At 36.6% G+C, this 25,637-nt stretch carries 27 protein-coding genes; 9 read left to right on the forward strand and 18 right to left on the reverse strand.

The features are described 5' to 3' along the window. Positions 1-52 precede the first annotated feature (52 nt). Complete coding sequence (locus tag DS031_RS04345) at positions 53-1,807, reverse strand: PTS mannitol transporter subunit IIBC (RefSeq protein WP_113804712.1); 1,755 nt, start codon at positions 1,805-1,807, stop codon at positions 53-55. Between the two features lie 297 nt (positions 1,808-2,104). Here DS031_RS04345 and DS031_RS04350 point away from each other — a divergent pair, with 297 nt between their 5' ends. Beyond that, entirely contained in the window at positions 2,105-2,677 is a 573-nt protein-coding gene (locus DS031_RS04350) for an undecaprenyl-diphosphatase (RefSeq protein ID WP_113804713.1), read from the forward strand. Between the two features lie 112 nt (positions 2,678-2,789). Beyond that, positions 2,790-3,257: a phosphate-starvation-inducible protein PsiE gene (psiE, locus tag DS031_RS04355; protein ID WP_113804714.1), complete on the forward strand. Its 468-nt coding sequence runs from the start codon at positions 2,790-2,792 to the stop codon at positions 3,255-3,257. 104 nt (positions 3,258-3,361) lie between these two features. Here the strand turns inward: psiE and DS031_RS04360 are convergent, their stop codons facing one another. From DS031_RS04360 to DS031_RS04420, 13 genes are all read right to left on the reverse strand, one after another. Next, the gene (locus DS031_RS04360) at positions 3,362-4,195 is read right to left on the reverse strand and encodes a formate/nitrite transporter family protein (protein ID WP_113804715.1); all 834 of its coding nucleotides are present in this window, start codon (positions 4,193-4,195) and stop codon (positions 3,362-3,364) included. Between the two features lie 21 nt (positions 4,196-4,216). Continuing rightward, on the reverse strand, positions 4,217-5,167 hold the full coding sequence (locus DS031_RS04365; protein ID WP_113804716.1) for an L-lactate dehydrogenase: 951 nt from the start codon (positions 5,165-5,167) through the stop codon (positions 4,217-4,219). A 223-nt stretch (positions 5,168-5,390) separates the two neighbouring features. Further along, positions 5,391-5,825, reverse strand: coding sequence for a GNAT family N-acetyltransferase (locus DS031_RS04370; RefSeq protein WP_113804717.1), 435 nt, complete (start codon positions 5,823-5,825; stop codon positions 5,391-5,393). Positions 5,826-6,129: 304 nt separating this feature from the next. Next, positions 6,130-7,095 (reverse strand): formimidoylglutamase, encoded by a 966-nt coding sequence (gene hutG / locus DS031_RS04375; RefSeq protein ID WP_113804718.1) that lies wholly within the window; start codon positions 7,093-7,095, stop codon positions 6,130-6,132. Continuing rightward, positions 7,073-8,350, reverse strand: coding sequence for an imidazolonepropionase (hutI, locus tag DS031_RS04380; RefSeq protein ID WP_425451923.1), 1,278 nt, complete (start codon positions 8,348-8,350; stop codon positions 7,073-7,075). Before hutI ends, hutG begins: the two co-directional genes overlap by 23 nt. Before the next feature lie 70 nt (positions 8,351-8,420). Beyond that, positions 8,421-10,082 carry a urocanate hydratase gene (gene hutU, locus DS031_RS04385; RefSeq protein WP_113804720.1) on the reverse strand — a complete coding sequence of 554 codons (1,662 nt, stop codon included), beginning with the start codon at positions 10,080-10,082 and terminating at the stop codon, positions 8,421-8,423. A gap of 20 nt (positions 10,083-10,102) precedes the next feature. Beyond that, on the reverse strand, positions 10,103-11,617 hold the full coding sequence (gene hutH, locus DS031_RS04390; RefSeq protein ID WP_113804721.1) for a histidine ammonia-lyase: 1,515 nt from the start codon (positions 11,615-11,617) through the stop codon (positions 10,103-10,105). Between the two features lie 218 nt (positions 11,618-11,835). Beyond that, the gene (hutP, locus tag DS031_RS04395; RefSeq protein WP_113804722.1) at positions 11,836-12,267 is read right to left on the reverse strand and encodes a histidine utilization transcription antiterminator HutP; all 432 of its coding nucleotides are present in this window, start codon (positions 12,265-12,267) and stop codon (positions 11,836-11,838) included. A 233-nt stretch (positions 12,268-12,500) separates the two neighbouring features. Next, positions 12,501-12,782, reverse strand: coding sequence for a DUF6677 family protein (locus DS031_RS04400; protein WP_113804723.1), 282 nt, complete (start codon positions 12,780-12,782; stop codon positions 12,501-12,503). 304 nt (positions 12,783-13,086) lie between these two features. Next, on the reverse strand, positions 13,087-13,572 hold the full coding sequence (locus DS031_RS04405) for a hypothetical protein (RefSeq protein WP_113804724.1): 486 nt from the start codon (positions 13,570-13,572) through the stop codon (positions 13,087-13,089). A 320-nt stretch (positions 13,573-13,892) separates the two neighbouring features. Next, positions 13,893-14,750: an alpha/beta fold hydrolase gene (locus tag DS031_RS04410; protein ID WP_113804725.1), complete on the reverse strand. Its 858-nt coding sequence runs from the start codon at positions 14,748-14,750 to the stop codon at positions 13,893-13,895. Between the two features lie 450 nt (positions 14,751-15,200). Next, a complete protein-coding gene (locus DS031_RS04415) occupies positions 15,201-16,658 on the reverse strand; it encodes an RNA-guided endonuclease InsQ/TnpB family protein (protein ID WP_113804726.1) in 1,458 nt (485 codons plus the stop codon). A 424-nt stretch (positions 16,659-17,082) separates the two neighbouring features. After that, on the reverse strand, positions 17,083-18,687 hold the full coding sequence (locus DS031_RS04420; RefSeq protein WP_113804727.1) for an ATP-binding protein: 1,605 nt from the start codon (positions 18,685-18,687) through the stop codon (positions 17,083-17,085). Positions 18,688-19,169: 482 nt separating this feature from the next. Here DS031_RS04420 and DS031_RS04425 point away from each other — a divergent pair, with 482 nt between their 5' ends. The 5 genes from DS031_RS04425 (at position 19,170) to DS031_RS23350 (ending at position 21,700) form a co-directional block, all read left to right on the forward strand. Next, positions 19,170-19,277, forward strand: coding sequence for a YjcZ family sporulation protein (locus DS031_RS04425; protein ID WP_113804848.1), 108 nt, complete (start codon positions 19,170-19,172; stop codon positions 19,275-19,277). A 98-nt stretch (positions 19,278-19,375) separates the two neighbouring features. Further along, positions 19,376-20,581, forward strand: a complete 1,206-nt coding sequence (gene ilvA / locus DS031_RS04430) for a threonine ammonia-lyase (RefSeq protein WP_113804728.1) — start codon at positions 19,376-19,378, stop codon at positions 20,579-20,581. Between the two features lie 69 nt (positions 20,582-20,650). Beyond that, a complete protein-coding gene (locus DS031_RS04435) occupies positions 20,651-21,175 on the forward strand; it encodes a YhcN/YlaJ family sporulation lipoprotein (RefSeq protein ID WP_113804729.1) in 525 nt (174 codons plus the stop codon). Between the two features lie 121 nt (positions 21,176-21,296). Beyond that, positions 21,297-21,431: a hypothetical protein gene (locus tag DS031_RS24405; protein WP_281269096.1), complete on the forward strand. Its 135-nt coding sequence runs from the start codon at positions 21,297-21,299 to the stop codon at positions 21,429-21,431. Positions 21,432-21,523: 92 nt separating this feature from the next. Continuing rightward, positions 21,524-21,700, forward strand: coding sequence for a hypothetical protein (locus DS031_RS23350; protein ID WP_181833010.1), 177 nt, complete (start codon positions 21,524-21,526; stop codon positions 21,698-21,700). Between the two features lie 135 nt (positions 21,701-21,835). On the opposite strand, the gene DS031_RS04440 is transcribed toward DS031_RS23350, so the two are convergent. The 3 genes from DS031_RS04440 to DS031_RS04450 form a co-directional block, all read right to left on the reverse strand. Beyond that, entirely contained in the window at positions 21,836-22,666 is an 831-nt protein-coding gene (locus DS031_RS04440; RefSeq protein ID WP_425451924.1) for a YihY/virulence factor BrkB family protein, read from the reverse strand. Between the two features lie 30 nt (positions 22,667-22,696). After that, complete coding sequence (locus DS031_RS04445) at positions 22,697-23,203, reverse strand: YtxH domain-containing protein (RefSeq protein WP_113804730.1); 507 nt, start codon at positions 23,201-23,203, stop codon at positions 22,697-22,699. 145 nt (positions 23,204-23,348) lie between these two features. After that, a complete protein-coding gene (locus DS031_RS04450) occupies positions 23,349-23,819 on the reverse strand; it encodes a low molecular weight protein-tyrosine-phosphatase (RefSeq protein WP_113804731.1) in 471 nt (156 codons plus the stop codon). Between the two features lie 166 nt (positions 23,820-23,985). Between DS031_RS04450 and DS031_RS23505 the strand changes: the two genes are divergently transcribed. Further along, on the forward strand, positions 23,986-24,147 hold the full coding sequence (locus DS031_RS23505; RefSeq protein WP_181833011.1) for a hypothetical protein: 162 nt from the start codon (positions 23,986-23,988) through the stop codon (positions 24,145-24,147). 117 nt (positions 24,148-24,264) lie between these two features. On the opposite strand, the gene DS031_RS04455 is transcribed toward DS031_RS23505, so the two are convergent. Next, positions 24,265-24,666 (reverse strand): secondary thiamine-phosphate synthase enzyme YjbQ, encoded by a 402-nt coding sequence (locus DS031_RS04455; RefSeq protein ID WP_113804732.1) that lies wholly within the window; start codon positions 24,664-24,666, stop codon positions 24,265-24,267. Positions 24,667-24,866: 200 nt separating this feature from the next. On the opposite strand from DS031_RS04455, the gene DS031_RS04460 reads away from it, so the two are divergent. Further along, positions 24,867-25,634 (forward strand): DUF3050 domain-containing protein, encoded by a 768-nt coding sequence (locus DS031_RS04460; protein WP_113804733.1) that lies wholly within the window; start codon positions 24,867-24,869, stop codon positions 25,632-25,634. Positions 25,635-25,637: the final 3 nt, after the last annotated feature.

Below are 25,637 nucleotides of genomic sequence, written 5' to 3' on the forward strand. Positions count from 1 at the left end.
GCTTGCTAATCACCTCAATGAACTGCCCATTTAAGAGCAGCTCTCAAATGGCTTACTTTAAACGATCAATTAATTCGTCATATTTTGGACTTGCTAAGAAATTGTCTACTGAAATATGGTTTGCATTCGGTAGTTTTGCTTTTGCGCGATCTGTTAAATCTTTATGTGTAAAAACAATGTCTGCATCATTTGGCAAATTGTTAATCGATGTGTTTGCTACTTCGATATCTAGTCCTGCTTTTTTGACTTTATCTCTTAGAATTGATGCTCCCATTGCACTTGAGCCCATTCCGGCATCACACGCAAATATGATTTTATTCACCTCTTCTTTTTTAATATCCTTTGAAGCTTCCTGCTCTTCTGAAACACCTTCTGCTTTTAATTCGCCAATAAGTTCATCATATTTAGGACTTGCCAGGAAATTATCAACAGAAATATGCTCTACATTTGGCAGCTTTGCCTTTGCACGATCTGTTAAATCTTTATGTGTAATGACAATGTCTGCATCATTTGGCAAATTGTTAATCGATGTATTTGCTACTTCGATATCTAGTCCTGCTTTTTTGACTTTATCTCTTAGAATTGATGCTCCCATTGCACTGGAACCCATTCCCGCATCACATGCAAAAATAATTTTATTAACATTTGCGCGAGCTGTCTTTTCTTTGTTTTCTACTTTAGTTTCTTCAGCCTTTGTTCCTAGAGCGGCTGCAGCACTGCTTTTTTTGCCTTTCATTTCCTGCATTTTTGCTGCTGCTTCTGATAAATCTTCCTCTTCTGCTTTACTCGCTTTTAAAATCACGGAGGCTACTGCAAATGAGACAGCTGTTGCCACGACTACTCCTGCAAGCACCGCAAAGTATCCACCACGTGGTGTCATTGCAACTAATGCAAAAATACTTCCTGGTGACGGAGGCGCTACTAATCCAGCTCCTAATAAGCTAAATGTAAACACTCCGCTCATACCGCCGGCGATTACTGCTAAAAGAAGAAACGGCTTCATTAAGATGTAAGGAAAGTAAATTTCATGAATCCCGCCAAAGAAGTGGATGATGGCCGCACCTGATGATGACTGTTTTGCCATTCCTTTACCAAAAAACATATATGCAAGTAAAATTCCTAAACCTGGCCCAGGATTTGATTCTAATAAGAACAAAATCGATTTTCCAGTTTCTGCTGCTTGTTCAATTCCTAATGGACTTAAAATTCCGTGGTTAATGGCATTGTTTAAAAAGAGTATTTTCGCTGGTTCAATAAACAAACTTGCAAGAGGTAAAAGCCCTTCATCAACAATCACTTCTACACCTGCCGCAAGTGCCTTGTTTAGCCCGAGGACTACAGGACCAATTGCAAGATATGCAAGAAGTGTTAAAATGCCCGCAATGATTCCTGCTGAAAAGTTATTCACAAGCATTTCAAAGCCTTGACGAACTTTTCCGTGAATTGCTTGGTCAAACTTTTTAATCGCATAACCGCCGAGCGGTCCCATAATCATGGCTCCTAAAAACATCGGAATATCTGCTCCGACAATCACTCCCATTGTGGCAGTGGCACCTACAACCCCGCCGCGGGCATCATATAAGATCTTACCGCCTGTAAAACCAATTAATAATGGCAGTAAGTACGTAATCATCGGTCCAACTAGTGCTGCTAAACTTTCATTTGGCAGCCAGCCTGTTGGAATAAATAAAGCTGTAATAATTCCCCATGCGATAAATGCTCCGATATTCGGCATAATCATACCGCTTAAATAACTACCAAAACGCTGTATTTTCACTTTAAATCCTGCGCTGCTATTTTCCGCCATTGATATTTCCTCCTTTAATATTCATTTAAAACAAGATCTCCTATTCCATGATCCATTGTTGACATGTTTGAAATAATAATTTCTACACCCTTATGATAAAGCGTTAACAATGACGATTCAATGAAAGGAAAATGCAATTTCGTCAATGAAGTTGTTGACATCATTTAAATAAAGATCTTATTTATAAATTACCCTTAAAGAATATTCATTACTCAAATAAAAAGGGATTGTATGTTTCTTTTTCCAGAGGGGGATAGTATATAGAAAGATAAGAAGAAAATTCAAGGAGACGTTCTTATGGACTATAAGTTATTTAAAGCAATTAATCGTCTAGCTGGTCGTCATAACACGTTAGATACAATCATGATTACTATTACATATGGAGCTCGTTTTCTGTACATTTTTTTAACAGTGTTAATGTGGCTTCGCAGCAATACATACAAGAAGATTACCTTATATGGAGCAATATCGGTTGGGGCTGCTCTATTATTAAATCATTTAATTAGATTGTTTTACTTCAAACCACGTCCATTCGTAAAGCACCGCGTGCGTTATCTAACTCCTTCAAAAAAAGATTCTTCATTTCCGAGTAAACATACGATACTTGCATTTGCTTTAGCTACTTCTGTTTTACTTCAAAAAAGAATAGTTGGTACTGTGATGTGGATATTAGCTTTACTAACGGGGTTCTCTCGGATTTGGGTTGGTCACCATTATCCAGTTGATATTATCGGCAGCGCCTTTTTAGGAAGCGTTATTAGTATCATTATTGAAAAATCTGCACGTTCTTTTACTTCTTTTTTCAATTGGATTATCTATCACTATTATTTTTTTTGTTATTTAATCCGAAGAAAATCTACCAATCCTTAGGGAAGTATTTTATTGACTAAGAATTTTTTGCGTTAGATAATATTCCCTTTTTTAACTAAAGAATTATTTAAGCTGTTATGATAAAAGTAATTTATAATAAGGGGGATATTGAATGAAGGAAACCTTAAAAATTGAAGGTTCAAAAACAGTTCTTGATTCAATAAGGATTCCTGCGTTTCAGCTCACCATTCCAATGATCTTACAATTTGTCTTAAATACTTCACTCATTATGCTGGCCGCAGTATTATCCGTTTTAATGACAAAAGAAGTTTTGTATTTTATAGAGTTCGTGATTATCTCTGAAGAAACGAACTTTCATCATTTCCTCGAAAAAATCCTTGTCTTTTTCCTTTATTTTGAGTTTATTTCGATGATCGTGAAATACTTTCGAGAGGACTATCACTTTCCGATGCGCTACTTTCTCTACATTGGCATTACCGCTATGATTCGCTTAATCATTGTCCATCATCAAGATCCGTTAAACACGTTATTATACTCCTGTGTCATTTTAATCTTAATTTTAAGCTACTATATTATTAATAAAACTCCTTCAAAAAGAACTCAACCTAATCATCATTAACCTTTACATGGTGGTATTTGGAATTATAGTAATAAACGAAAGAGAAAGTTGAAGAAATAGAAGTTCAAGAGAAAAATACATCAGGAGCAGTTGTTTGCTCCTGATTAAATTTTATTTTTATTAGAATTTATATGCCGTACAACAATAGGACTCTCCACATTAAGTGAACGCTGTTTAGATGTTAAATACGCATAAAGCGCTCCTACGAAAAAACCTCCTCCAATAATATTACCTGCTGTCACAGGAATAATATTATGAATCACTCCGGCAACATTAATTGTATCAGCATGTGGAATGGCTAATGCTAATGTAAAAAGTGATAAATTGGCGATGCTGTGCTCATATCCTGAGATAAAAAAGGTAAACACGAGCAGCATGATTATCATAACCTTTGCTGCATCTCCTTTGGCCTGCATCGGAATCCAAATTGCTAAACAAACAAGCCAGTTACATAAAATCGCCCGGAAAAACAGCTCAGATGCCGGTAAACTCATTTTTATTGAAACAATATTTAAAAGTAAATGATCATAGCTGATTGAATCAAATAATCCTGTCAATGAAATTAACACTGAAAAAAAGACAACTCCAAGTAAATTTCCAGCGTAACATGTGACCCAATTCATTAGGGCATCTTTCCAAGTTGTTTCTTTCTTTAGAGAAGCAATCGTAAAATACATCGTATTACCTGTAAAAAGTTCAGCCCCTCCATAAATAATTAAAATAAGGGCAAGTCCAAAGAAAATACCGTTTAATAAGGAGGTTGCTGGTGAATGAACTTCATAAAAGAACTGACCAATTCGAAAACAGAGCACAATGGCAAAGCCAATATAAATCCCTGAGAGCGCTGCACGGATGATATATTGCAGTGGATTTACATGAAGCAGCTCTTTCTTCTTTAGTGCCATTTGACATACCTTTGTAATCGATTCCTTTTCCACTTTTCATCACCTTTTTTCTATTTAAAATGCTCTTTTACGAGTTTCTTTTAAGACTTTGGCAGAATGTTTGAATTGATTAAGTTCAGTTTCCTGTAATTCAAGCTCCATCACCTGCTTAATACCGTCCTTATTAACGATAGCAGGTACACCAATGTACACATCGTCTACCCCATATTTTCCTTCAAGAAGAACAGATACGGTTAAGATTGAATTTTCATCTCCTAAAATAGCTTTTGTTACGCGTACAAGCCCCATTGCAATTCCATAGTATGTTGCACCTTTACCATTAATAATGTAATAGGCAGCATCACGTGTATTTACGAAGATATTTTTCATATCAGGATGCTCAGCCACCTCTTGCAAACTATTTACATTTAAGAACTTTTGAACTGGTACGCTGCCGATTTTAGTATGACTCCAAACAGGCAGTTCTGTATCACCATGTTCTCCCATAATATAGGCATGTACATTACGCGGATCTACTTTGAAATAATCACTTAACAAGTAACGGAAGCGCGCTGAATCTAAGATTGTTCCTGAACCAATAACTCGTTCTTTTGGCAGTCCAGATACTTTCCAAGTAACATAAGAAAGAATGTCAACTGGGTTTGTTGCCACTAACATGATTCCATCAAATCCGCTTTCCATAATGCTTCCAACGATTTTCTTGAATATCTTTACGTTTTTATCCACTAAATCTAAGCGCGTTTCACCAGGAGCTTGATTAGCACCAGCAGTAATGATCACTAAATCAGCATCTTTACATTCTTCATAACCGCCAGCCCATATCTTCATCGGAGATGCAAACGGCATACCATGATTTAAGTCGCGGATTTCACCTTCTGCTTTTTCTTTATTTATATCAATTAACACTAATTCATTTGCAATTCCCTCGTTCACCATAGCGAATGCATAACTTGATCCTACAAACCCTGCACCAACAACCGCTACTTTTCTGCGAATATTCTTCATAATCTCCTCACCTTTCTCTCACTTGTGATTATTTTCACAATTACAATATACTTGATAAGAAAAAGGAATGATGTGATAAAAATCACTTTCTAATCGCTTACAAAAAAGTTTTTCTTTTCCCAGCTGTTACTCAGTTGACAAGTAAAAACTTCCACTTCTTCGGTTAAGCATAAAAATACCACAGCCCTTTTATAAAAGGACTGCGGTATTTTTTGGATTTGTTTTAATGTGCGGATTTGATTTCTTTTATCATTGTTATATGTGGGATTCCAGCTTCTATAAATACGTCAGAAATTGTTTCATAACCTAACTTTTGATAAAATCCTTCGGCATGTGTTTGACCGTGAAGTTTCAATTTAGTGAGACCTTTTTCTTTTGCAGCCTCTTCAATTTTGTTCATAATGAGTTTGCCGCTTCCTCCTTTACGATGAGTAGAGAGCACACAAATTCGTTCCACTTTACCAACACCATCAACTACACGCAAGCGGCCTGCCCCAACTGCTTTCTCTCCATCATAAAGCAAAAAATGTGTAGACTTGTCTTCAAATTCATCAATTTCTTCTTCTGCTGGTACTTTTTGTTCATCCACAAAGACAGCTACTCTAATATCGAACGCCTTTTTTAATTCTTCTTCACTTTGTACAACTTTTGCTTCCAATTTTCCTAACCACCTTTTACTACTTCCTACTTGCTGCAGTGTTTAGCAGGAATGTGTATGTTATTAACACTTCTCAAACATATTATACTGAAATAATGGAACATTTAACAATGAATAGCACAATCCATTTAGAAAGCAAATCATAATATTTTTTATTATGAAGCATACAAAAAAGCTCTGTTTTGAACACTCAAAACAGAGCTTTTTCCAAGTGAGGGGGCAGCTCACGCTTAAAGATTACGCTTTTCATATTAAAATGGGGATAGCAGCTGACAGTAATAGTTAATCCCCATTAATGAGTGAATCAAACATTTTTCTTTGTACTTTTTTGTTTTCCCTTTAAAAAATCTAAAATAACACGGGCCGCAATTCGACTGGTCATATCACGAAAATCAACGGTTGGATCAATCTCTACAATTTCAAGTCCTATAACTTTTTCTTGCTGTGCCAAATATTCTACCGCCTCAAACAGTGTCACTGCATCCATCCCCCCTGGACCAATTGCAGGGCAACCTGGTGCCTGCGATTGATCTAATACATCCATATCAACTGATAGATAAATCGCATCTACCTCATCTTTAACTTTATTTAGCGCTTCTTCCATAAGGGCTTGAATATGACGTTGACGCACTGTTTTCATCGTATAAACCGTTACACCTTGTTCCTCAACATATTTACGATAAACAAGACTGTTTGCATAATCACGAATTCCTACTTGAACAAGATGTTTTCCCTCAATAACGTTAGACTCCAATAAACTACGAAATGGGGTACCGTTTGATGGTCCGCCGTCTTCTAAATTACGAACATCATGATGGGCATCAAATTGGAAAACCGCTACTTTTCCTTTTGCTTTATGAAAGGCTTGTATTGTTGGATAACTAATTGAGTTATCACCACCTAGAATGATTGGTAGAAAATGATTATTATCTGCATACAATTGCTCTAATGTTTCATAAACACGTTTTTGTGACAGCACTTGATCCGTGACATGCATTGTAATATCACCAAGATCATCAATGTTCCAGTTCCCTAAATCAAGATCGTCTTCTATTGAATAGGTTGTAAAGGCGCCAAGGGCTTTACGAATTGTCCCTGGAGCAAAGGCTGCACCCGAATGACTGATAGATGTTTTGGAAAGGGGTACGCCGATTAAACCAACATCATGTATTTTTTTTTCATCCCAAGGTTTAACTAAATCAGCCGCTTTTGTAACATAACGATCAATAAATGGCGTGTTTGCTGATTTAAGATAACGATATGTTTTCACAAACCTCACCTCTTTTTGCCACAATTTCTCCTTTCTTTAACACCGTATTCATATGATTCACTCCATAATGATAAGGAAGATACATATAATTTAGCGCATCCCAAATGACAACATCCGCATTTCTTCCGACTGCAAGCTGACCTGCCGACTCGCCACGATTAATCGCATAAGCTGCATTTATCGTAACAGCATTCCAAATCTCTTCTGGTGTCATCTTTAAGTGAAGCGCGGCCAGCGTCATAATAAACTGAAGATTTTCTGTTGGAGAGCTGCCTGGGTTAAAGTCTGTTGCAAGTGAAACGGCAGCCCCTGATTCAATCATCTTGCGTGCTCTTGCTGTAGATTTACCGAGGTAAAACGTTGTACCAGGCAGAAGCACAGCAATGGTACTACTGTTTGCAAGCTTCCTTATTCCTTCATCTGATGCTCCTACTAAATGATCAGCAGACACAGCTTCAAGCTCAACAGCAAGTTCTGTGCTGCCAAGCGGATCAATTTCGTCGGCATGAATTTTAAGATCAAAGCCTTTGTCTTTCGCTTTTTGTAAATAGTTTCGTGATTGCCCCACAGTAAATACACCGGTCTCTGTAAAGATATCAACAAACTCTGCAAGCTCTTCTTCGCTAATCTTGTCTAATAACGCAAGCATTTCCTCTAAAAAATCGTCTGAACAATGTTGATAGGATCTTGGAATTGCATGGGCGCCAAGAAATGTTGAAACAATATCCATTGTATGATTTTGGCTAAGACGTTTTACAACTCGCAGCTGCTTTAATTCTGTTTCCTTCTCTAAGCCGTAGCCGCTTTTCGCTTCAATTGTGGTAATTCCATAGGATAACATTCGATCAAGATGAAAAGCTGCCTTTTTATAAAGCTCTTCTTCTGATGCTTTTTTTGTCGCTTCAACTGTTGATAGAATTCCTCCACCTCTTTTTAAAATTTCAAGATACGGAATACCTTGCTGTTTAAGTGCTAATTCATGTTCACGAGAGCCGCCGAATACAAGATGTGTATGGGGATCAACAAGTCCTGGTGTTACAAGCTTTCCTTTACAGTCAATGGTACGAGCTGCATTTAAGTGAACAGCCTCTTCACGTTTACCGACAAAAATAACTTTTCCATCTTTAATACCAAGCGCCGCCCCTTCAATCATCGGCAATGTTTTCATGTCACTACCTCGTCTTGGACCATCCGCTTCCATCGTTAACAGCTGACCGATATTTGTTAGCAATAGATCAATAGATTGCATCCTCATTCCCCTTTCAAGGATAGAAAAACCTGCACGGCCCATTTTTTCGATGAACCGTATCCAATTGTTTTATGTTTTACTTGTCATCCATTGGAATAATTACGCCGCGCTCTTTGGCAACTTCTTTCGCTCGTTCATATCCTGCATCTGCATGACGGATAATTCCCATTCCAGGATCTGTCGTTAGTACACGATCAAGGCGCTCTTTTGCTAGATCGGTACCGTCTGCAACAACAACCATTCCCGCGTGAAGAGAATACCCCATCCCAACACCGCCACCGTGATGAACAGAAACCCAACTTGCTCCTCCTGCGGTATTAATAAGCGCATTTAAAATCGCCCAGTCTCCTACTGCGTCACTGCCGTCTTTCATTGCTTCTGTTTCACGATTTGGAGAAGCAACAGAGCCGCAGTCTAAATGATCACGTCCTATCACAATTGGTGCTTTTAGTTCACCGTTTTTCACAAGTTCATTAATCGCAAGCCCCATTTTTTTACGCTCACCGTAACCTAACCAGCAAATGCGAGACGGCAGTCCTTGAAAAGTCACTTGTTCCTGCGCCATGTCAATCCAGCGGCATAATGCTTCATTTTTTGGAAACAACTCTTTAATAAGCGCATCTGTACGGTAAATATCTGCCGGATCCCCTGACAATGCTGCCCAGCGGAAAGGTCCTTTTCCTTCACAAAATAGCGGCCGAATATAGGCTGGAACAAACCCCGGAAAATCAAATGCGTTTTCTAATCCTTCATCTTTTGCAACTTGACGAATGTTATTGCCATAATCAAACACAACAGCACCACGTTTTTGAAAGGCAAGCATTGCTTCGACATGCTTTTTCATGCTCAAATTAGCGAGCTTCACATAACGATTCGGGTTTTCTTTACGAAGTTCAGCAGCTTCAGTAAGTGTCATTCCCTCTGGAACATAACCGTGAAGCGGGTCATGCGCTGACGTTTGATCAGTTACAATATCAATATGAATATCGCGTCTTAACAATTCATGATGGACTTCTGATGCATTCCCAACAAGGCCAATCGAAAGCGTTTCACCCTTTTCTTTTGCCTCCAATGCCCAGTGAACTGCTTCCTCTAATGAATATGTCAGACGGTCGCAATACTTCGTCTCTATACGCTTTTCAATTCTTGATGCATCAACATCAACAGCTATGACAATCCCACCATTCATCGTTACCGCCAAAGGTTGAGCACCGCCCATGCCGCCAAGACCAGCTGTTAACGTAATTGTTCCTCTTAAACTGTTATGAAAATGCTTTTTCGCAAGTGCGGCAAATGTTTCATATGTTCCTTGTAAAATTCCTTGTGTTCCTATATAGATCCAGCTTCCTGCTGTCATTTGCCCATACATCATTAATCCTTTTTTCTCAAGCTCATGGAATTTTTCCCATGTTGCCCATTTTGGAACAAGCACAGAATTTGATAACAATACTCTCGGCGCATGACGGTGACTTTTAAAGCGACCAACAGGTTTTCCTGACTGAATAAGAAGTGTTTCATCATCTTCAAGCATACGCAGTTGGGTGATAATTGCATCAAATGCTTCCCAGTTTCTCGCCGCCTTTCCAATACCTCCATATACAACTAAATCTTCTGGCTTTTCGGCAACTTCCGGATCTAAATTGTTATAAAGCATTCTTAATACCGCTTCCTGTTCCCAACCTTTACACTCAAGTTCTAACCCTTTTTTAGCGCGAATCGTTCGTTTTGTTTCTTTCATTTTTTACTCCTCCTTTAGCTTTATAATGTTGGATGTGTTTGATCCGTTATCATTACTTCATTTTCTTTTAACCACTTATTCATTGCTTCAATATCTTTTGAAAAAACACGGTCCTCTTTAATAAACGCCACAATTTTACGGCCTTCCTCGAGCATTTTTTTTGTTAAAGAAGCCATGTTTTCTTTCCCTCTTATTTCGGCTGCCTGCATCGCACAAATCGCTTCAATTGCAAGGACAAGTCTTACGTTTCGAATTATTTGGTACGCATGCCGTGCCCCGATTGTTCCCATACTAACGTGATCCTCTTGATTAGCTGATGACGGGATCGAATCTACACTCGCTGGATGAGCAAGTGTTTTATTTTCAGAGACGAGTGAAGCAGCGCAATACTGCATAATCATTGCTCCTGACTGAAGCCCTGGCTCTGCGCTTAAAAACGGCGGCAAGTCATTTAACTGTGGATTAACAAGCCGTTCAATACGGCGCTCTGAAATATTAGCAAGCTCAGCCACTGCAATTTTCAAGAAATCCATTGCAAGTGCAATCGGCTGACCATGAAAATTTCCGCCTGAAATCACTTTTTTACCGTTTTCAAAAATAAGCGGGTTATCAGTTGCTGCATTCATTTCAATTTCAAGCTTTTCTTTCACATAGTTAAGGGCCTGCCATGATGCCCCGTGCACTTGTGGAATGCATCTTAATGAATAGGCATCTTGAACACGCAGTTCACCCTGTTTTGTCATCAGCTTACTTCCTTTTACGTACTCTCTAACACGCCTTGCCACCTCAACTTGTTCTTTATAGCCGCGGGCAAGGTGAACATCTTCATCAAATGCATCAATAATACCGCGTAAACCTTCGAGCGTAATAGAGGCAATAATTTCTGCCTGATATGCGATCTTTTCGGCTTCCAGATAAGCAACAGCCCCCATTGCAGTCATCGCTTGCGTTCCATTAATAAGCGCTAAACCCTCTTTTGCCGTTAATGTCACCGGAAAGATCCCCTCTTTTGTAAGAGCTTGTAACGACGGCATACGCTCTCCTTTGTAAAACACTTCCCCTTCTCCGATTAAAACAAGTGCAAGATGTGATAATGGTGCTAAATCGCCGCTTGCACCTAGTGAGCCTTGCTGAGGAATAACAGGATGAATCCCCGCATTTGCAAGCTTTAATAAGTTTTCAATAAGAAGCGGTCTTACTCCTGAAAAACCTTTTAACAGTGCGTTTGCACGAAGGACAATCATCGCTCTTGAAACAATTTCAGGAAACGGTTCGCCCACCCCGCAGGCATGGGAATGAATTAAATGAAGCTGGAGTGCTTCTACATCATCTTTATTAATAAGCACATCACTAAATTTGCCAAAGCCTGTTGTAATTCCGTAAACAACTTCTCCCTTTTGAACAATTTGCTCCACCGCTTTTCGACTTGCTGCTGCTTTTTGCATACTCCCAAGTGAAGCTTTAACATGCTCTTTATCGTATAAAATTCGCTTAAGTTCCATTAATGTCAATGTTTCCCCTGTTAATGTCACCATCTTTAAACACCTTCCTTTTTTACCTTATTTATAAAATGTAGAAGATTCATAGATGTCTAGTTTTAATGCCTAATTTTCAGATTTTCAGAAAAAAATAATCATTTTTGCTTTTCCCAACTAAAGCGACAAATAAAAAAGGGGCTGCACCTAGAAATCATAACGATTTCAAGATACAGCCCCCTTCTAACTAACTACTAAACTATGGGCCTAGTTTTTATTTAAATGTGATTAATTCCTAAACCTATTGCTTCATGCTCAGAGCCGCGTACCGGAGCACCAATTGTGCCATATAATGAAACAGCAAGCCATTCGCCTTCCTCCTCATTTTCATAAGGATTGCCGCGAAGTACTGCAAATTTCAAACCTACTGTTCGCTGTACACTTCCTAACTGTACCTGCCCTCTCGTTACACCATGAAGCGCTTCCATAATAGCATGATACAATGCATGAGATTCCCTGTAAACGCCACCATTAATAATCCCGTGACGTTTTGCCGCTGTTTCAATTGCAGCCACCACTTTATTTGATTCCATCGATCCGACCTTTCCGACACAGCTTTTCCAGTTAAGCTCACGGAGTACATCTTCTTCACTTTCTAACACGAGAAGAATAGCATGCCGGCCAATACGACGTTCTGTACACAATGACATACCTGCACGCTCTTTTCTAATAACTATAATTTCTAACTTCACTAGTAACTACCAATATTGTAAGCGCTTAAAAAATAATTGTCAATATTTTTATAAAAATTAAATGATCTATTATCACCGTAAAAAAATAGCGAACTGTCCCTTTTTCTTTAGACAGCTCACTATTTTTTACGATGATTTTTATGACTGTTCTGATTGAAGTTCAAAAAAACACTCCTTTGCAGCTCGTCTGTTTAGCTTAAGCGATGTTGTGCTTTCATATGCGCAAAGCGAATGTAGCGTTGGGCGATTTTGATTTCTTTGTTTACAACTTCTGTTAAATTATAAGAATCAACGATCGCATAAACAGCAATGATAAAAAAGAGAGAGGCCCAACCGCCAACAATAGAAGTTAATAATGGAATAAAAAGTGCAATACCAATTAATATAGATCCTTTTGTTGTACGACCTAAATAAAAATGACCTAATCCAGGCAATAAAAATGATAATATAAAGGCAAGCCAAGCTTTTTTCACGTCCCTATCCTCCTTTCTTCATTAAATAACGAAAGATAACCTTTACATTTTATGGTGATTCCACAATTTTAAATTATAACAGACATTTCGACAAATGACACTATAATTTTTGAGCTCTTTTACGAAGAAAACAACATTTCTACTCTTATATCTTTCGTCTTTAGGCGACCATTTCCGTCCTTATTTTTTAATATCCTTTTTACATAATAAGATAAAGAATCTGAAAAGAAAACCATAAAAAGTGATCATAAGGTTATGAAAAAAACAACTACAAAAACGCCCTTAAACGTTTTTTATTTACCAATTAGGTTTTTGTATAAGCTTTATGAACAAGCCATTTCCGAATCCATCCTCCAATTATAAATCCGATAATCATCGCTGTAATAGGAATAAATGTCGGCGCTAAAAAACGATAAAATACAGAGTAATCCGAAAATATCACGCCAATAGTTGAGAAATAAGCAGCCGTCACAAATGGAATACTAATAAAAGAAGGAGAATTCTGCTCTGCTAATTTTAATGCATCCATATAAGCATCAAACATTGCGAATATGTAAAGACAAGGATAGAACAGCGCCCACTGATAATTAGTTACTGCCACTGCTTCTTCAAACTGCCCTTGAAAGCTGTGCTTAATATTTAAGTTAAGATTTGAATTTACATTAACTAAAAACTCTAAAAAGACAAAAGTAAGTCCTTTTATAAGATTCCCATTTAAAAACTGTCCAAAGCCTGGAAGTGCAATGCTCCATAATAATATTTCAACCGGATAATATTCTCTCTTTTTCATAAAAACCCTCTTTATACATTTTTTTACATATACCTTTATATTTATTAACATTTAAAAAAATATAATTCAGGAAAATAATGGAGATAACAAAAAAAGACCCACTGCATCTTATTGAGCAATGAGTTATTTTAAGCACTGACGCCTTCTTTTTCTTCACATCACACCGACATCATTAGATTAATATTAATTGTTCTTTCCTCAAACTTATTTAATAACAGAAATTAGAAAAGAGATAATTTTTACTATTAAATACTGAAAAGATTTTCTTTTATTTTGTCAGATGGTAAATAAAAAGTGAGATTAAATTTTAATAAAAACGATTATCCGGCAGCTTTTTCAGCTGTTTTCTTTAGGAAGCTTTTTACTTCAGCTGCAAGTTGAGGGTATTTATTGAAAAGAATGGAATAGTGATTGGAACCGTGAATTTCAGTAAAACGGCTGTTAGGAAGCTTAGCTGCGAGGACTGTTCCTTGTTCTTTGTTTACCATAAATGTTTGTCCATCAAGGAAACAGTTTGGTGCAGCTGCAATTAATGTTGGAACATGAATGCGGTTATAAAATTCATCAATCGATATCATGCTTAAGGCCTTAATTTCTTCAAAAACAGCATAACTGCTTACTTTTGAACAAACTGTTCCATTTGGGTGATGATCAATATCCGTATAAAAAAATTGTTCACAATAATCGTTCCAATTACTATAAAACGGGTTTTTCTTCATTTCAGCAATATAAGTTTTATAATCAGGAAAAACGGTTCCTAACCGTTCTATAGATGGGCGAATTTTTTCAATAATACGAGGGTCTGTGTCGACGCCGCCGTCAACGAGTATTAATTGTGAAAGATAATTAGGATAATTGGCTGCAAAACATGCACCAACCGCGGCTCCAAGGGAGTGGCCAACAACAATTGCTTTTTTTACTTTATAAAAGTTAAGAATAGCTAGAACATCTTCCGCATGCTGGTAAATATGATAACCTTCATTTGGTTTTTGACTGTCTCCTCTTCCGCGTAAATCAAAAGCCAAGACATGATAGTCGCTTATCATTTGATGAGCAAAAGCATCCCAACAGCGGCTGTTTGCAGTTAAACCGTGAATACAAATAATCGTTTCTCCTACACCGCCATAGTCCACCACATGTAAATCAATGCCGTTAACATGCATCTTTAAATCTTTCACTTTAAAACCTCCCCTTCATATTCATATTTTTTATACTATTCTTTATTTTAACATAATTAACCAAAAACAGACTAGTTATATGCAAAAAGAAAGCACTGCAAGTTTGCAGTACTTTAATAAAGTCAGAGGAGAGATATTCTTCTCTCATAAATAAATCGTTTAGTAAGTAGTCAATTTAAGGAGGGGTGATATCAGCTACAATAATAATGATAATCATTATCAGTATTGTTGTCAATAAAAAATTTAAAATTTTTAAAAATGTTTAAAGTTATGGATGAATCTCCCCTACTTACCTACGGTTGAAGTAGGGGTTTCTAATGTTTCTCAATGGCTCTTAAACGTTCTAAGTGCCATCAAGCTTAACACTAGTGGAGGTGACACAGCGGCGTGCTGAAAACGCCCACCCCCTCTATACCGTCTGTCATGATTACCATGCATTCGGTACTTCTTTTAGATGATTTTTGATTGCGGATGCCATACATGGATGGTTTCTTTATGAAAAATCGCTTCTTCTTTTAAACGTAAAAACGCTTTTTTCAAAATGTTCGCTGCTCCGTTTACATCGGCATTGATAATGAAGCCTGCTTTTGAACGATACAATCCTCTTTTGATCCGTTTTCCGGAAAACGTCTTCTTTGACTCGCATTCCCCATAAGTTGGAATCTCATCTCCATCCAAGAAGCTCGCTTTGGACGTATACGATTCTTCGGTTACGATCACCTTGATTCCCTGTTCCTTCGCTTTGTATTGAATCATACGAATGAACAAGCTGTGCGGAATACTTACAAACGATTGATTGTTACATTTCCCGATGGTTGAGGACTGCTTCCAATCGTTGTTTTTGCCGATGATGATTGTATCAATGTTCTCTTCTTGGGCATGTTTTATAACGGAAAAGCTGACTTTATGGAAAAGATCCTTTAGTTTTTGATGTCTGATTTGATGAAGTTTTTCCAACCGTTTTGATGTAAAAGGCCCTTCGTTTGGCTGCTTTCCCCGTCTTAAAATGCCAAGATAATGAGCTTTCATTTTATTATAATATTGATTAATGGATTTGACATGCCTGCCCTTGACTAATACAGGTCCACTTCCCGTATTCGTCACTATGGTCGCAAGGTTATCAATTCCTAGATCAATCGCCATTAAACGGTTGATTTCTTGACATTCTTCCTTTTTCAGCGGAACATCCATCACTAATTCAACGACATATTGTCCGTATTTAGGAATAACCCGAACTTGTTTCAGCTTTCCTTCCCCAGCCCCTAATTTTCCAATATTTAAGCGTTCCTTTGTTTTAGGAAACTTTAAAAACTTCTTTTCTTTGATGACACAATCTTGATTCGTAAACAGCACTTCTTTTTCACTCGCCCGGCTGTACTTAGGAATTCTCGGTCTTCCTTTGTATTTAGCCGGGTTTTTCTTATACTCTTTTAAACTCGAAAAGAAGGACTTCCAGTTCTGAAAAACGGTTTTCATAATCGATTGACTTGTTTGTGTAGGAAGGGAGCGATAATCGTGTTGAGCGGTCACTTTAAATAAACAATCTAAGAAGTTGTAATCCACATAAGGATGTGCTTTCGAAGGGGCTTCAAATACATGACAGGTGAATGATTTTTGTTGTTCTTTCGGTTTTGTTTTTTCTTTTTCGATCTTTTTTAAGTAAAAAGATTTTTGCACGCCATTCATGTTATCAAGATTTTTCTCAATGATTGCTAGGACTTCTTTTTGCAGCGGTTGAAGTTCTTTTTCCTGGGTCAAACCTGTATACACTTGTCGGATGTAAAAATTCGTGGTGTTGGTCATGTTTTTCGCGTTCTGGGCCATTTCTTTAAAATAAGGATACATCCGATGTCCTTTTTTAATCCAGATTTGATGCGTTTTATAATGTGTTTCTTTTCCTTTTTCCATGATTTCACCCCCTTTAAGATCATTATACCAAACATATGTTCTTAAACAAAGATTCAGGAAGATTTTTCTAAAAAATAAGGAATAAGACCTATGAAGACTTGTCCATTCACCCCCTCCTTATCGTTTTCACGCTTGAAGAAGGGTACTCTGGACACCCTTGATAGATACGCTTTTCTTCTCCCTCTATCTTTCATATAAAAAAACAGCGAACACCTTAAGGCGTTCGCTGTTTTTTTATTTAGTGTAACATGCTTTGCATGCCGCTTGCTTTTTAATCAAATTTCTAATGTATGAAAAATGAAATCTTAACAAGCCTTTTTGTGTAGGTGTGTAAGGTGATGTGTTGTTATTATCTTATCAACATCCATGCAGCTTGCACACAAATGTGTAAGGTTTTATTACATAGTTTTTTAATAACGATCTGCTATCCAATTGGTAGAGAAATAACAAAATTGGTTCCTTCCTGTTTCTTTGAAAAAACGTTTAAAGAGCCTTTATGAAGTTCAATAATACGATGACATATAGCTAATCCAAGACCTAGACCTTTTTCTTTTGTCGTAAAAAAGGGGGTGGAAATATTATTTATCTGTTTCTCACTCATTCCCTCTCCCTCGTCACAAACATGAACTTCAACCTTATTCTTGTCAAAGTTTCTTTTAAGAGAAATTGTAATCTTTCCCCCGTCAGGCATCGCATCGATTGCATTTTGTATTAAATTTATAATAACCTGTTTAATTTGCATTTCATCAACAGATAAAAAGAAACCATTGCCTTCTGCCGTTAATATAATTTTAATATTATGAAGAAGTGCTTGACTGTTTAACAGTTGAACAGTCTCCTCTATAACCTTATATAAATTTGTCCGCACTCGTGTTGGCTTTACCGGTTTTGCCATCATAAGAAATTGAGTAACTAAATGATTAATCCGCTGAAGTTCGTCATTTATAATTTTAAGATGATATTCTGTTTGCTGCTCTTCTCCCCTATTTTCTTTAAGCAGCTGTACAAAACCAATGACTGCAGCAAGAGGATTACGAATTTCATGGGCAATGCCAGCGGCAAGTTTTCCAACTGCAGATAATTTTTCAGAAATAATAATTTTATTTTCCAGATGATATCGATCTGTAATATCCCGCAGCTGCGCTAGAGCACCAATCATGTTATCATGTTCATCATAAATAGGAAGGGCATCAAGCAAACATATAAATGTTTTTCCAGACGAACAAACTTCTACTTCGCAATCTTTAAATTCCTGCTGTTCTTTTAATACAGCAGTAATATATGAACTAATCTCTTCAAGATTTTCAGCAGACATGGAAATAACCTCTTCTTTTTTACATCCAAATAAGGTTTCCCCAGCTTTATTAAATTCAATAATATTTCCCTGCACGTCTGTCATTACCACACCATTTTTAGTTGTATTCATCATAACTTGATTTAATAAATTTAATGTTTTATTTTGTCTGCGTAATTTAATTTCTCGTTCAATTGAATCAACAGCAGAAGATAATAGTCCCATATGAAATGAAGTAGCAAAGTCACTCGTTGTCATAATTGATATTGTGCCTACTATATTTTGGTGACTTAAATCATAAAAAGGCACTGTCATGCATGCTGATTTATGTAAATATGTATGATAATGATCTTCTCCTATTAATTGAATGGGCGTCTTTTCCTCTAATGCAAGGGAAATAGAATTTGTACCAATATCCTCTTCTCTAAAACACACTCCTGTTCTAATTCCTAAAGATTTCATATGATCTTTTATCATTTCATCTCCATACATCTCGAGAAGGTTTCCCTCTGCATCTGAAACTCCAACTAATGTTGGTGTATCTTTCATATAATAAAGGAGTTTTTTCATAAAATGGCGAATAACAGACAATATTTCTTTATATTCATTTAACCTTTCATAAAGCTGCTCATTTGTAAGTGCTGCTTTTGGGAGCAGGACTTTATTAGGATCCATTTCATATTTATATTGACAATTATCTCTTGATTTTTTTAAAAACAGCGGCATTTCTGCCATATAAAAGGACCCCCCTTCCACTTCCTAAAACTTATTCTCTCTATAATAATGAAGTGTATTAACGCTCTTTTTTACGAACTCATATTTTCCCTCATTATATCATAGAAGGTTTTAATTAAAGCTATTTTTGTTAATCTTTTCTCTTTTTCATGCTCCATCATTACGAAAATCGTATTTATCCATCCACCTAAAAATAGTTGAAATAATAGGCTAAATGTCCTTACAAGATATTCAACCTCTGCTTTCTTATCAAAAATCCGCTTTTGTCCCTCTTACAAATGACCTCTAACTACATATTGTAATAAAGAAGAGAGAAAAAAATAAAAACGAAATGGAGAGAAATATGCATGGAAAATAATATGCCTAACCCTTATCACGGCACAATGATGGGCAATATGCCAAATGAAGAGATGATGCCTCAAATGACTGCACCATCTATGATGGGTCCTAACAATATGATGCCTCCAAGTCCTACAGCTACAATGCCTTATTATGGAGCTCCAACTTACGGACATGGTTACAGAAGTGGTTTTGTGTTAATTGTTGTATTATTTATCTTGTTAATTATTGTGGGTGCCGCTTGCCTTTAAAAGATAATTTTCCCTGTTAAGCGAAATGCTTAACAGGTTTTCTTTATTTACTTATCATTTAAAAAGCCCCCGCCAAAACTAATTGCAGGAGTGTTAGGATGAAGTATTCATTAATTCAAAATGCCCAGCACTTATTAAAGAATATTGCTTATATGACCCCAATGGATTATGGAGAAACATTTAGTAAGTTGTCTGGAAATAATGTTTATTTAAAATTAGAAAACCTCCAAAAAACAGGTTCATTTAAAATCCGTGGTGCTTATAATAAAATCCTTTCCTTAAACCATAAAGAACAACGCAATGGTGTAATTGCAGTATCAGCAGGAAATCATGCCCAAGGTGTTGCTTTTGCAAGCCGATTAGCAGGCATTACGAGTACAATCATTATGCCAATTAGTGCCCCGCTCGCAAAAGTACAAGCAACAAAAAATTATGGATCAGAAGTTGTTCTCTACGGGGAAACATTTGATGATGCACTTGAGTATGCAAAGACACACCAACAAAAAACAAGTAAAACATTTATTCACCCTTTTGATGATGAACTAATTATTGCTGGTCAAGGAACAGTTGGACTTGAGATAATGAGTCAGCTTCCTGAAATTGAAGCAATCGTTTGTCCAATTGGCGGCGGAGGGCTTATTGCAGGAATCGCAATTGCCGTTAAAACCTTAAAACCATCCGTTAAAATTTATGGCGTAGAATCTGCCGCTTGTCCAAGTATGACAACCTCATTAAAGGAAAATAAACCAGTAAAAGTACTCTCTAGTGATACAATCGCAGACGGAATAGCTGTAAAACAGCCAAGTGACCTTACTTATACGATTGTAAAAAAATATATTGACGATATTGTTTTAGTGGATGATTTGGAAATTTCAAGCACAATGTTTTATTTGATGGAGCGAGGCAAGCTTATTGTTGAAGGTTCCGGCGCCGCTGCACTAGCTGCTCTTTTATATCATAAACTGCCGTTTAAAGGGAAAAATGTAGTCCCGATTATTAGCGGAGGCAATGTCGATATGAATTTTCTTTCAAAAATTATTGAGCATAGTCTAGCTGAAGACGGGAGATTTATAACCATTTCCATCATTAGCAAAGATAAGCCTGATTGTTTAGATGATGTGCTCCAAATTATTTCAAGAGAGAAAGCTAATATTACTTCACTTAGACATCATCGCACCGCTCCTCATATCCTGCCAAATCAAGTAGAGGTGGAACTGTCCTTAGAAACACGTAATCATACCCATATTGATCAAATTAAAAAAGCTCTTTTACATGCAGGTTTTCATTTTAACTCAAAAAATTAATACCTATAAATAACAGATTAAATCCCCTCTTTAACTGCCATTCTAAATGGTGAAAGGAGGGATTTTTTAATGACAAAGATACCAATTATTTATTGTGCGGCCTTTACACTCTCTGTTATTGGTTTAGCTGGATGTGCCGCAGATAACGAAGCACTGGATCGTGACAACGGCCCAATTACAAGCGTTAATTATGAAAATCATGCTGATAATGTGAACTATACCAATTATCAGGATATCGTAAACGATAGATCCGGTGTGATAAATCGACGAGATTTAATAAGAGATGAGCGTCCATATAATCAACCAAATATGGAAGGGACAAGACCAATTGCTTATGAAAGAAGAGTAGAAAATGAAATGTCTCCTTTAACAAACATTAGTGTCAACAATGCTCTTGCAGCACGCATTGCCAATAGGGTTGAAGAAATTAATACAGTAAATGACGCCAACGTAGTCGTTTCACATAACCGTGTTCTTATTGAAATTGATTCAGCACAAAATACTGAAGAAATTAAACCAAAAATTTATAATATGATTAGAGACATGGTTGGTAATAGAGACATTACAATTGTTACCGATGAGCTAGGACGTTAGATGAATAAATGGAAGTTCAAATATGTCCTTCTGAAACGGACATTATGATAACTTTGTCCATTTGCGGGGTCTGACCCCAAAATGTATGACCCAAAAATGTAAATAAAAGGAGTGATTGTGAATGGCAAACAACAGCAATAACCAAAAAATGAGTAAAAAACTCGCTCAGGCTGTTCAGCATGCAAATGAAACAAATCCTGGTTCACGTTCTCGCAATAAACCGAATACTTCATGGAGTGAAAAAAAATATCATTAGGTAATATGCCCTGTTAACTGCAGGGCATATTTTTTGTTCAAAACATTTCAATAAATGTTAAAATTAAGAATATGAAAGGAGTGATGAAATGGATGCTGTTTGCTTTTTTAATTAGTACCTTTTTAACAATAATTATGGCTTTATACAGCATTAGTTTAAAAACGAAAGGAAAAAGCATGAAATTTGCTTTAATCGTAACTGGTGGTGCTTTATTTTTAAGCGCCTTTTCAATGGGATATATCATCGGGAAAGATCTCTGGGCTCATTAAATCTTCTTTTAATTCTTTTTCAATATAGATAGACATCTGCTTCGTTTAGTTATTATTACAAATACTACTCACCATACATACAACCTAACATTAACTTCCTGCTTAAAAAGCCGCTTTCATCCTGCAAGCGGTTTTCTAGGCTTCCTTTATTTTAAATTTATTAATAACAACATTTACAATCCCACCTAAAATAATAATGAATGCTGAAATATAAAACCAGAGCATTAAAATAATAATCCCGCCAAGACTTCCATAAGTAGCAGAATAATTGCCAAAATTATCAACATAATAACCAAATACAAGTGATGCAAGCTGCCAACCAATTGTTGCCATAACCCCACCAATTAACACCTCTTTAAAAGGCAGTCGTTTATTTGGAGCGAAATAATAAAGACACGTAAACACTGTGACAATAATAGAAAAACTTATAACCCAGCGCAAAATGTTCCATACCATTAAAAAGCTGTTAGATAACCCTAAATAGTTAAAGATAAAGGTACCAATTGCTTTCCCGAAAACAGGAAGAAGAAGTGCAATCACGATAACTAAAATCATCGACAGAGTTAAACCAATAGCTAACGCACGTGCAACGAGAAAGTGCCTGCTCTCATTGACATCATATGCTCGATTTAATGCTCGAATTAAAGCATTAATAGCATTGGAAGCAGACCAAATAGTTACCAAAACACCAATGGATAATAACCCACCACGCTTATTATCTAACACCGATTGAAGGTTTTCTCGAACAAGATCCATTGTTTCCCCAGGAGCATAGCGTTGTACGATCTGAAGAACATCTGTGGTGGTGACACCTAAGTAAGGAAGCAGTGTCACCGTAAAAATTAAAAATGGAAACAGCGATAGTAAAAAATAATAGGCAAGTTGGGCAGCAAGTCCAGTTGCATTATCTTCCTTAATACGTGTGCCAACTTCTTTTCCGAACTCTTTTATTTGGATCTTCCTCACTTTACCACCTCACTACCCTGAAAATCTCGTTTATAAATAAGTATCATTTGTAGAGCGATTCTTTTGTAACTCTCCCTCCACAGTTTTGCTTTCTGTAGAATCTTCTGTGAGATTTACTTCACTCTCTTGAAAATCCTCTTTGATATCTTCTCCACTTTCTTTGATTTTACTACCAATTTCCTTTAAACCTTCGCCAGCATCTTTTGCTGTATCGACCACATCTTTTGAATTTTCTTTTACTTCGTTTAATTTATTAAAGACACGCTGTAAATCTTCTGAAACGTCCTGCAGTACTTCAGATGTCTTAGAAACTGTTTGTTTCACTTGGTCCATAAGCTCTGATGGATTCTCTTTTACCTCATGAATGAGCTGACTTGATTGAGCTTTCAGAGTAGAAACGCCCTTTTTAGCTTTTGTTCGTGCTTTTGGACTTAATAACATAATGGTCGTAATGCCAGCAACACCGCCGATTAAAACTCCTCGCATGATCTTTTTATTTTTTCCAGTTTGCTTATTCATTACAGGCTGTTTATTCATTTTCCTGCTCCTTTCTAGAGAATTTTGTTTGTATAGTTGATTCCCACACTTCACTATTTATAAACCCATTCCACACAACAAATGGCCTGCACCTTTTGTGCAGACCACAGTTTTATGCAATATTTGTGTTTTAAAATAACTATTTTTACAACTTCTCGCGATGACGAATAAACTCAAGCAATCTCTTTGTTCCTGATTCTACTAGTTCATATACTTCGTCAAAATTATCTGTGAAATAGGGGTCAGGGACATCTTCTACTCTTGAATCTGGGACAAAGTCTAATAAACGGCCAATATAACCAGTGTTTCGTCTTCCCGCCATTCGATGAAGGTCGCCTAAATTTTGAGCATCCATTGCGATTATATACTGAAATTCATCTAGGTCATCATCAGCAATCTGCCGCGCTTTCATACCTTCTATACTAATATTTCTTTTCGTTAATAATTCTCTTGTTCCTTCATGAGGTAGATTCCCAATGTGCCATCCCCCTGTTCCTGCCGAGTCAACCTCAATTTTATGTTCTAATCCTTCTTTTGTCACTAAATCACGAAAAACAGCTTCGGCCATTGGCGAGCGACAAATATTTCCTAAACAAACAAATAAAACACGCACCATTAAAATCCCTCCATTAATTGCTGCAACTTTTTCTTTATTATAACGAAAAATAAACTTTCATCGTACTGCAACTCACTTTATATGAAATAATAATAAATACTAACTCATCTTCATATAATTATGTTATACTAATTGTAAACGCTTACAAAAAAGTGAGGCGATCAGAATGTTAATCAATGAAACAATGCTTCGTCATCAAGCAATGGATCAATTGAAAGAATCTAATTCTGAACTTCCTGAGAGCGCTCCTAATAATCGTGTGTTTAACTATGTTGTCGTATGTTATGGAATTGCTGCAGTCTTCACACATTATTTATTACAAATGTAGGCAAATAACTCGTATTATTTAAAAACAAAACAAGATACATTCAAACTAATAATAAATATAAGGACTAACTAAAAAACATAGGAACTGTAACCCTATGTTTTTTAGTTAACTTTCTTTTTAATTCTCAATAAATTTTACACAATATGTACGCTGTCTCGGACCATCAAATTCACAGAAATAAATCCCCTGCCATGTACCTAATAATAATCTGCCATTTTCAATAAAAACAGTTTGTGATGTGCCCACTGTACTCGTTTTTAAATGTGAAGCGGTATTTCCTTCTGCATGACGATCTTTCGGATGCTCCCACGGATATACTTCATCAAGACGCATCAGCATATCTCTTTTCACATCAGGATCAGCATTTTCATTAATGGTAATGCCTGCTGTTGTATGCATGGAATGAATAACAACCATCCCATTTTGAATGTCTTCTTCCGCTAATAAACGTTCTACTTCATCAGTTACTTCAATCATTTCATCGCGCTTATTTGTACGTATATTCATCTTATAAAGCATTTCTCTCACTCCCTCATACAAGTTTATTTTTATTGTATCAAAGGAAGATAACTTTAAAAACGTTTGTGGATTAAGAAAGCATGTATTTCTAGATTTTGTATGAGTAGTGACAATCTAATGACTTGCATACAAAATGTTTATGAGGAAATTTTTTTCGGTTACAATAATGGCTAGGACGGAAATTAGAAAGGACGAACAACATGACAGATATCTCACTTAAAGAACTAGAAACAATTCGTGAAGACCTGCTTCATCACCCCATTTATAAAAAGATGAACTCTGCTGACCGCATTAAACTATTAATGAAACATCACGTTTTTGCTGTTTGGGATTTTATGAGCTTACTAAAAAGATTACAGCAATCATTAACAACCGTAACCGTTCCTTGGGTTCCGCAGCCATACCCTGAATATGCACGCTTTATTAATGAAATTGTCTTAGGAGAAGAAACAGATAAAGATGGAGAAGGAAGCTATATTAGTCACTTTGAATTGTATTTAAAATCAATGGAGGAAGTTGGTGCTGACAGTCAGCCAATTAGAGGTTTTATTGAACGTCTTCAGTCTGGAATGGATCCAATTACTGCACTGCAATCAGACGATATTCCACATTCAGCTGCCGAGTTTGTTACACACAGCTTATCAATTGCGATGAACGGAAAAATTCATGAAGCGGCGGCGGCTTTTTTCTTTGGCAGAGAAGATTTAATTCCAGATATGTTTCAGCTTCTCATCGATGAAGTGAAAGAAAAAAATATTAACGCCAAATGGTTAACCTATTTCTTACAGCGTCATATTGAACTAGACGGTGATGAACACGGTCCATTAGCTGAAAAACTGCTCATCTCATTATGTGAAAATGATCCTGTAAAAATAAAAGAAGCAGAAGCAACCGCCAAAGAAGCATTACAAGCTCGTATTAAGCTTTGGGACGGCGTGTTACAGGAACTAAAGGAAAAAAATCTATAACTA

Source organism: Bacillus taeanensis (genome assembly GCF_003318295.1).
Taxonomy (GTDB): domain Bacteria; phylum Bacillota; class Bacilli; order Bacillales; family UBA6769; genus Maribacillus; species Maribacillus taeanensis.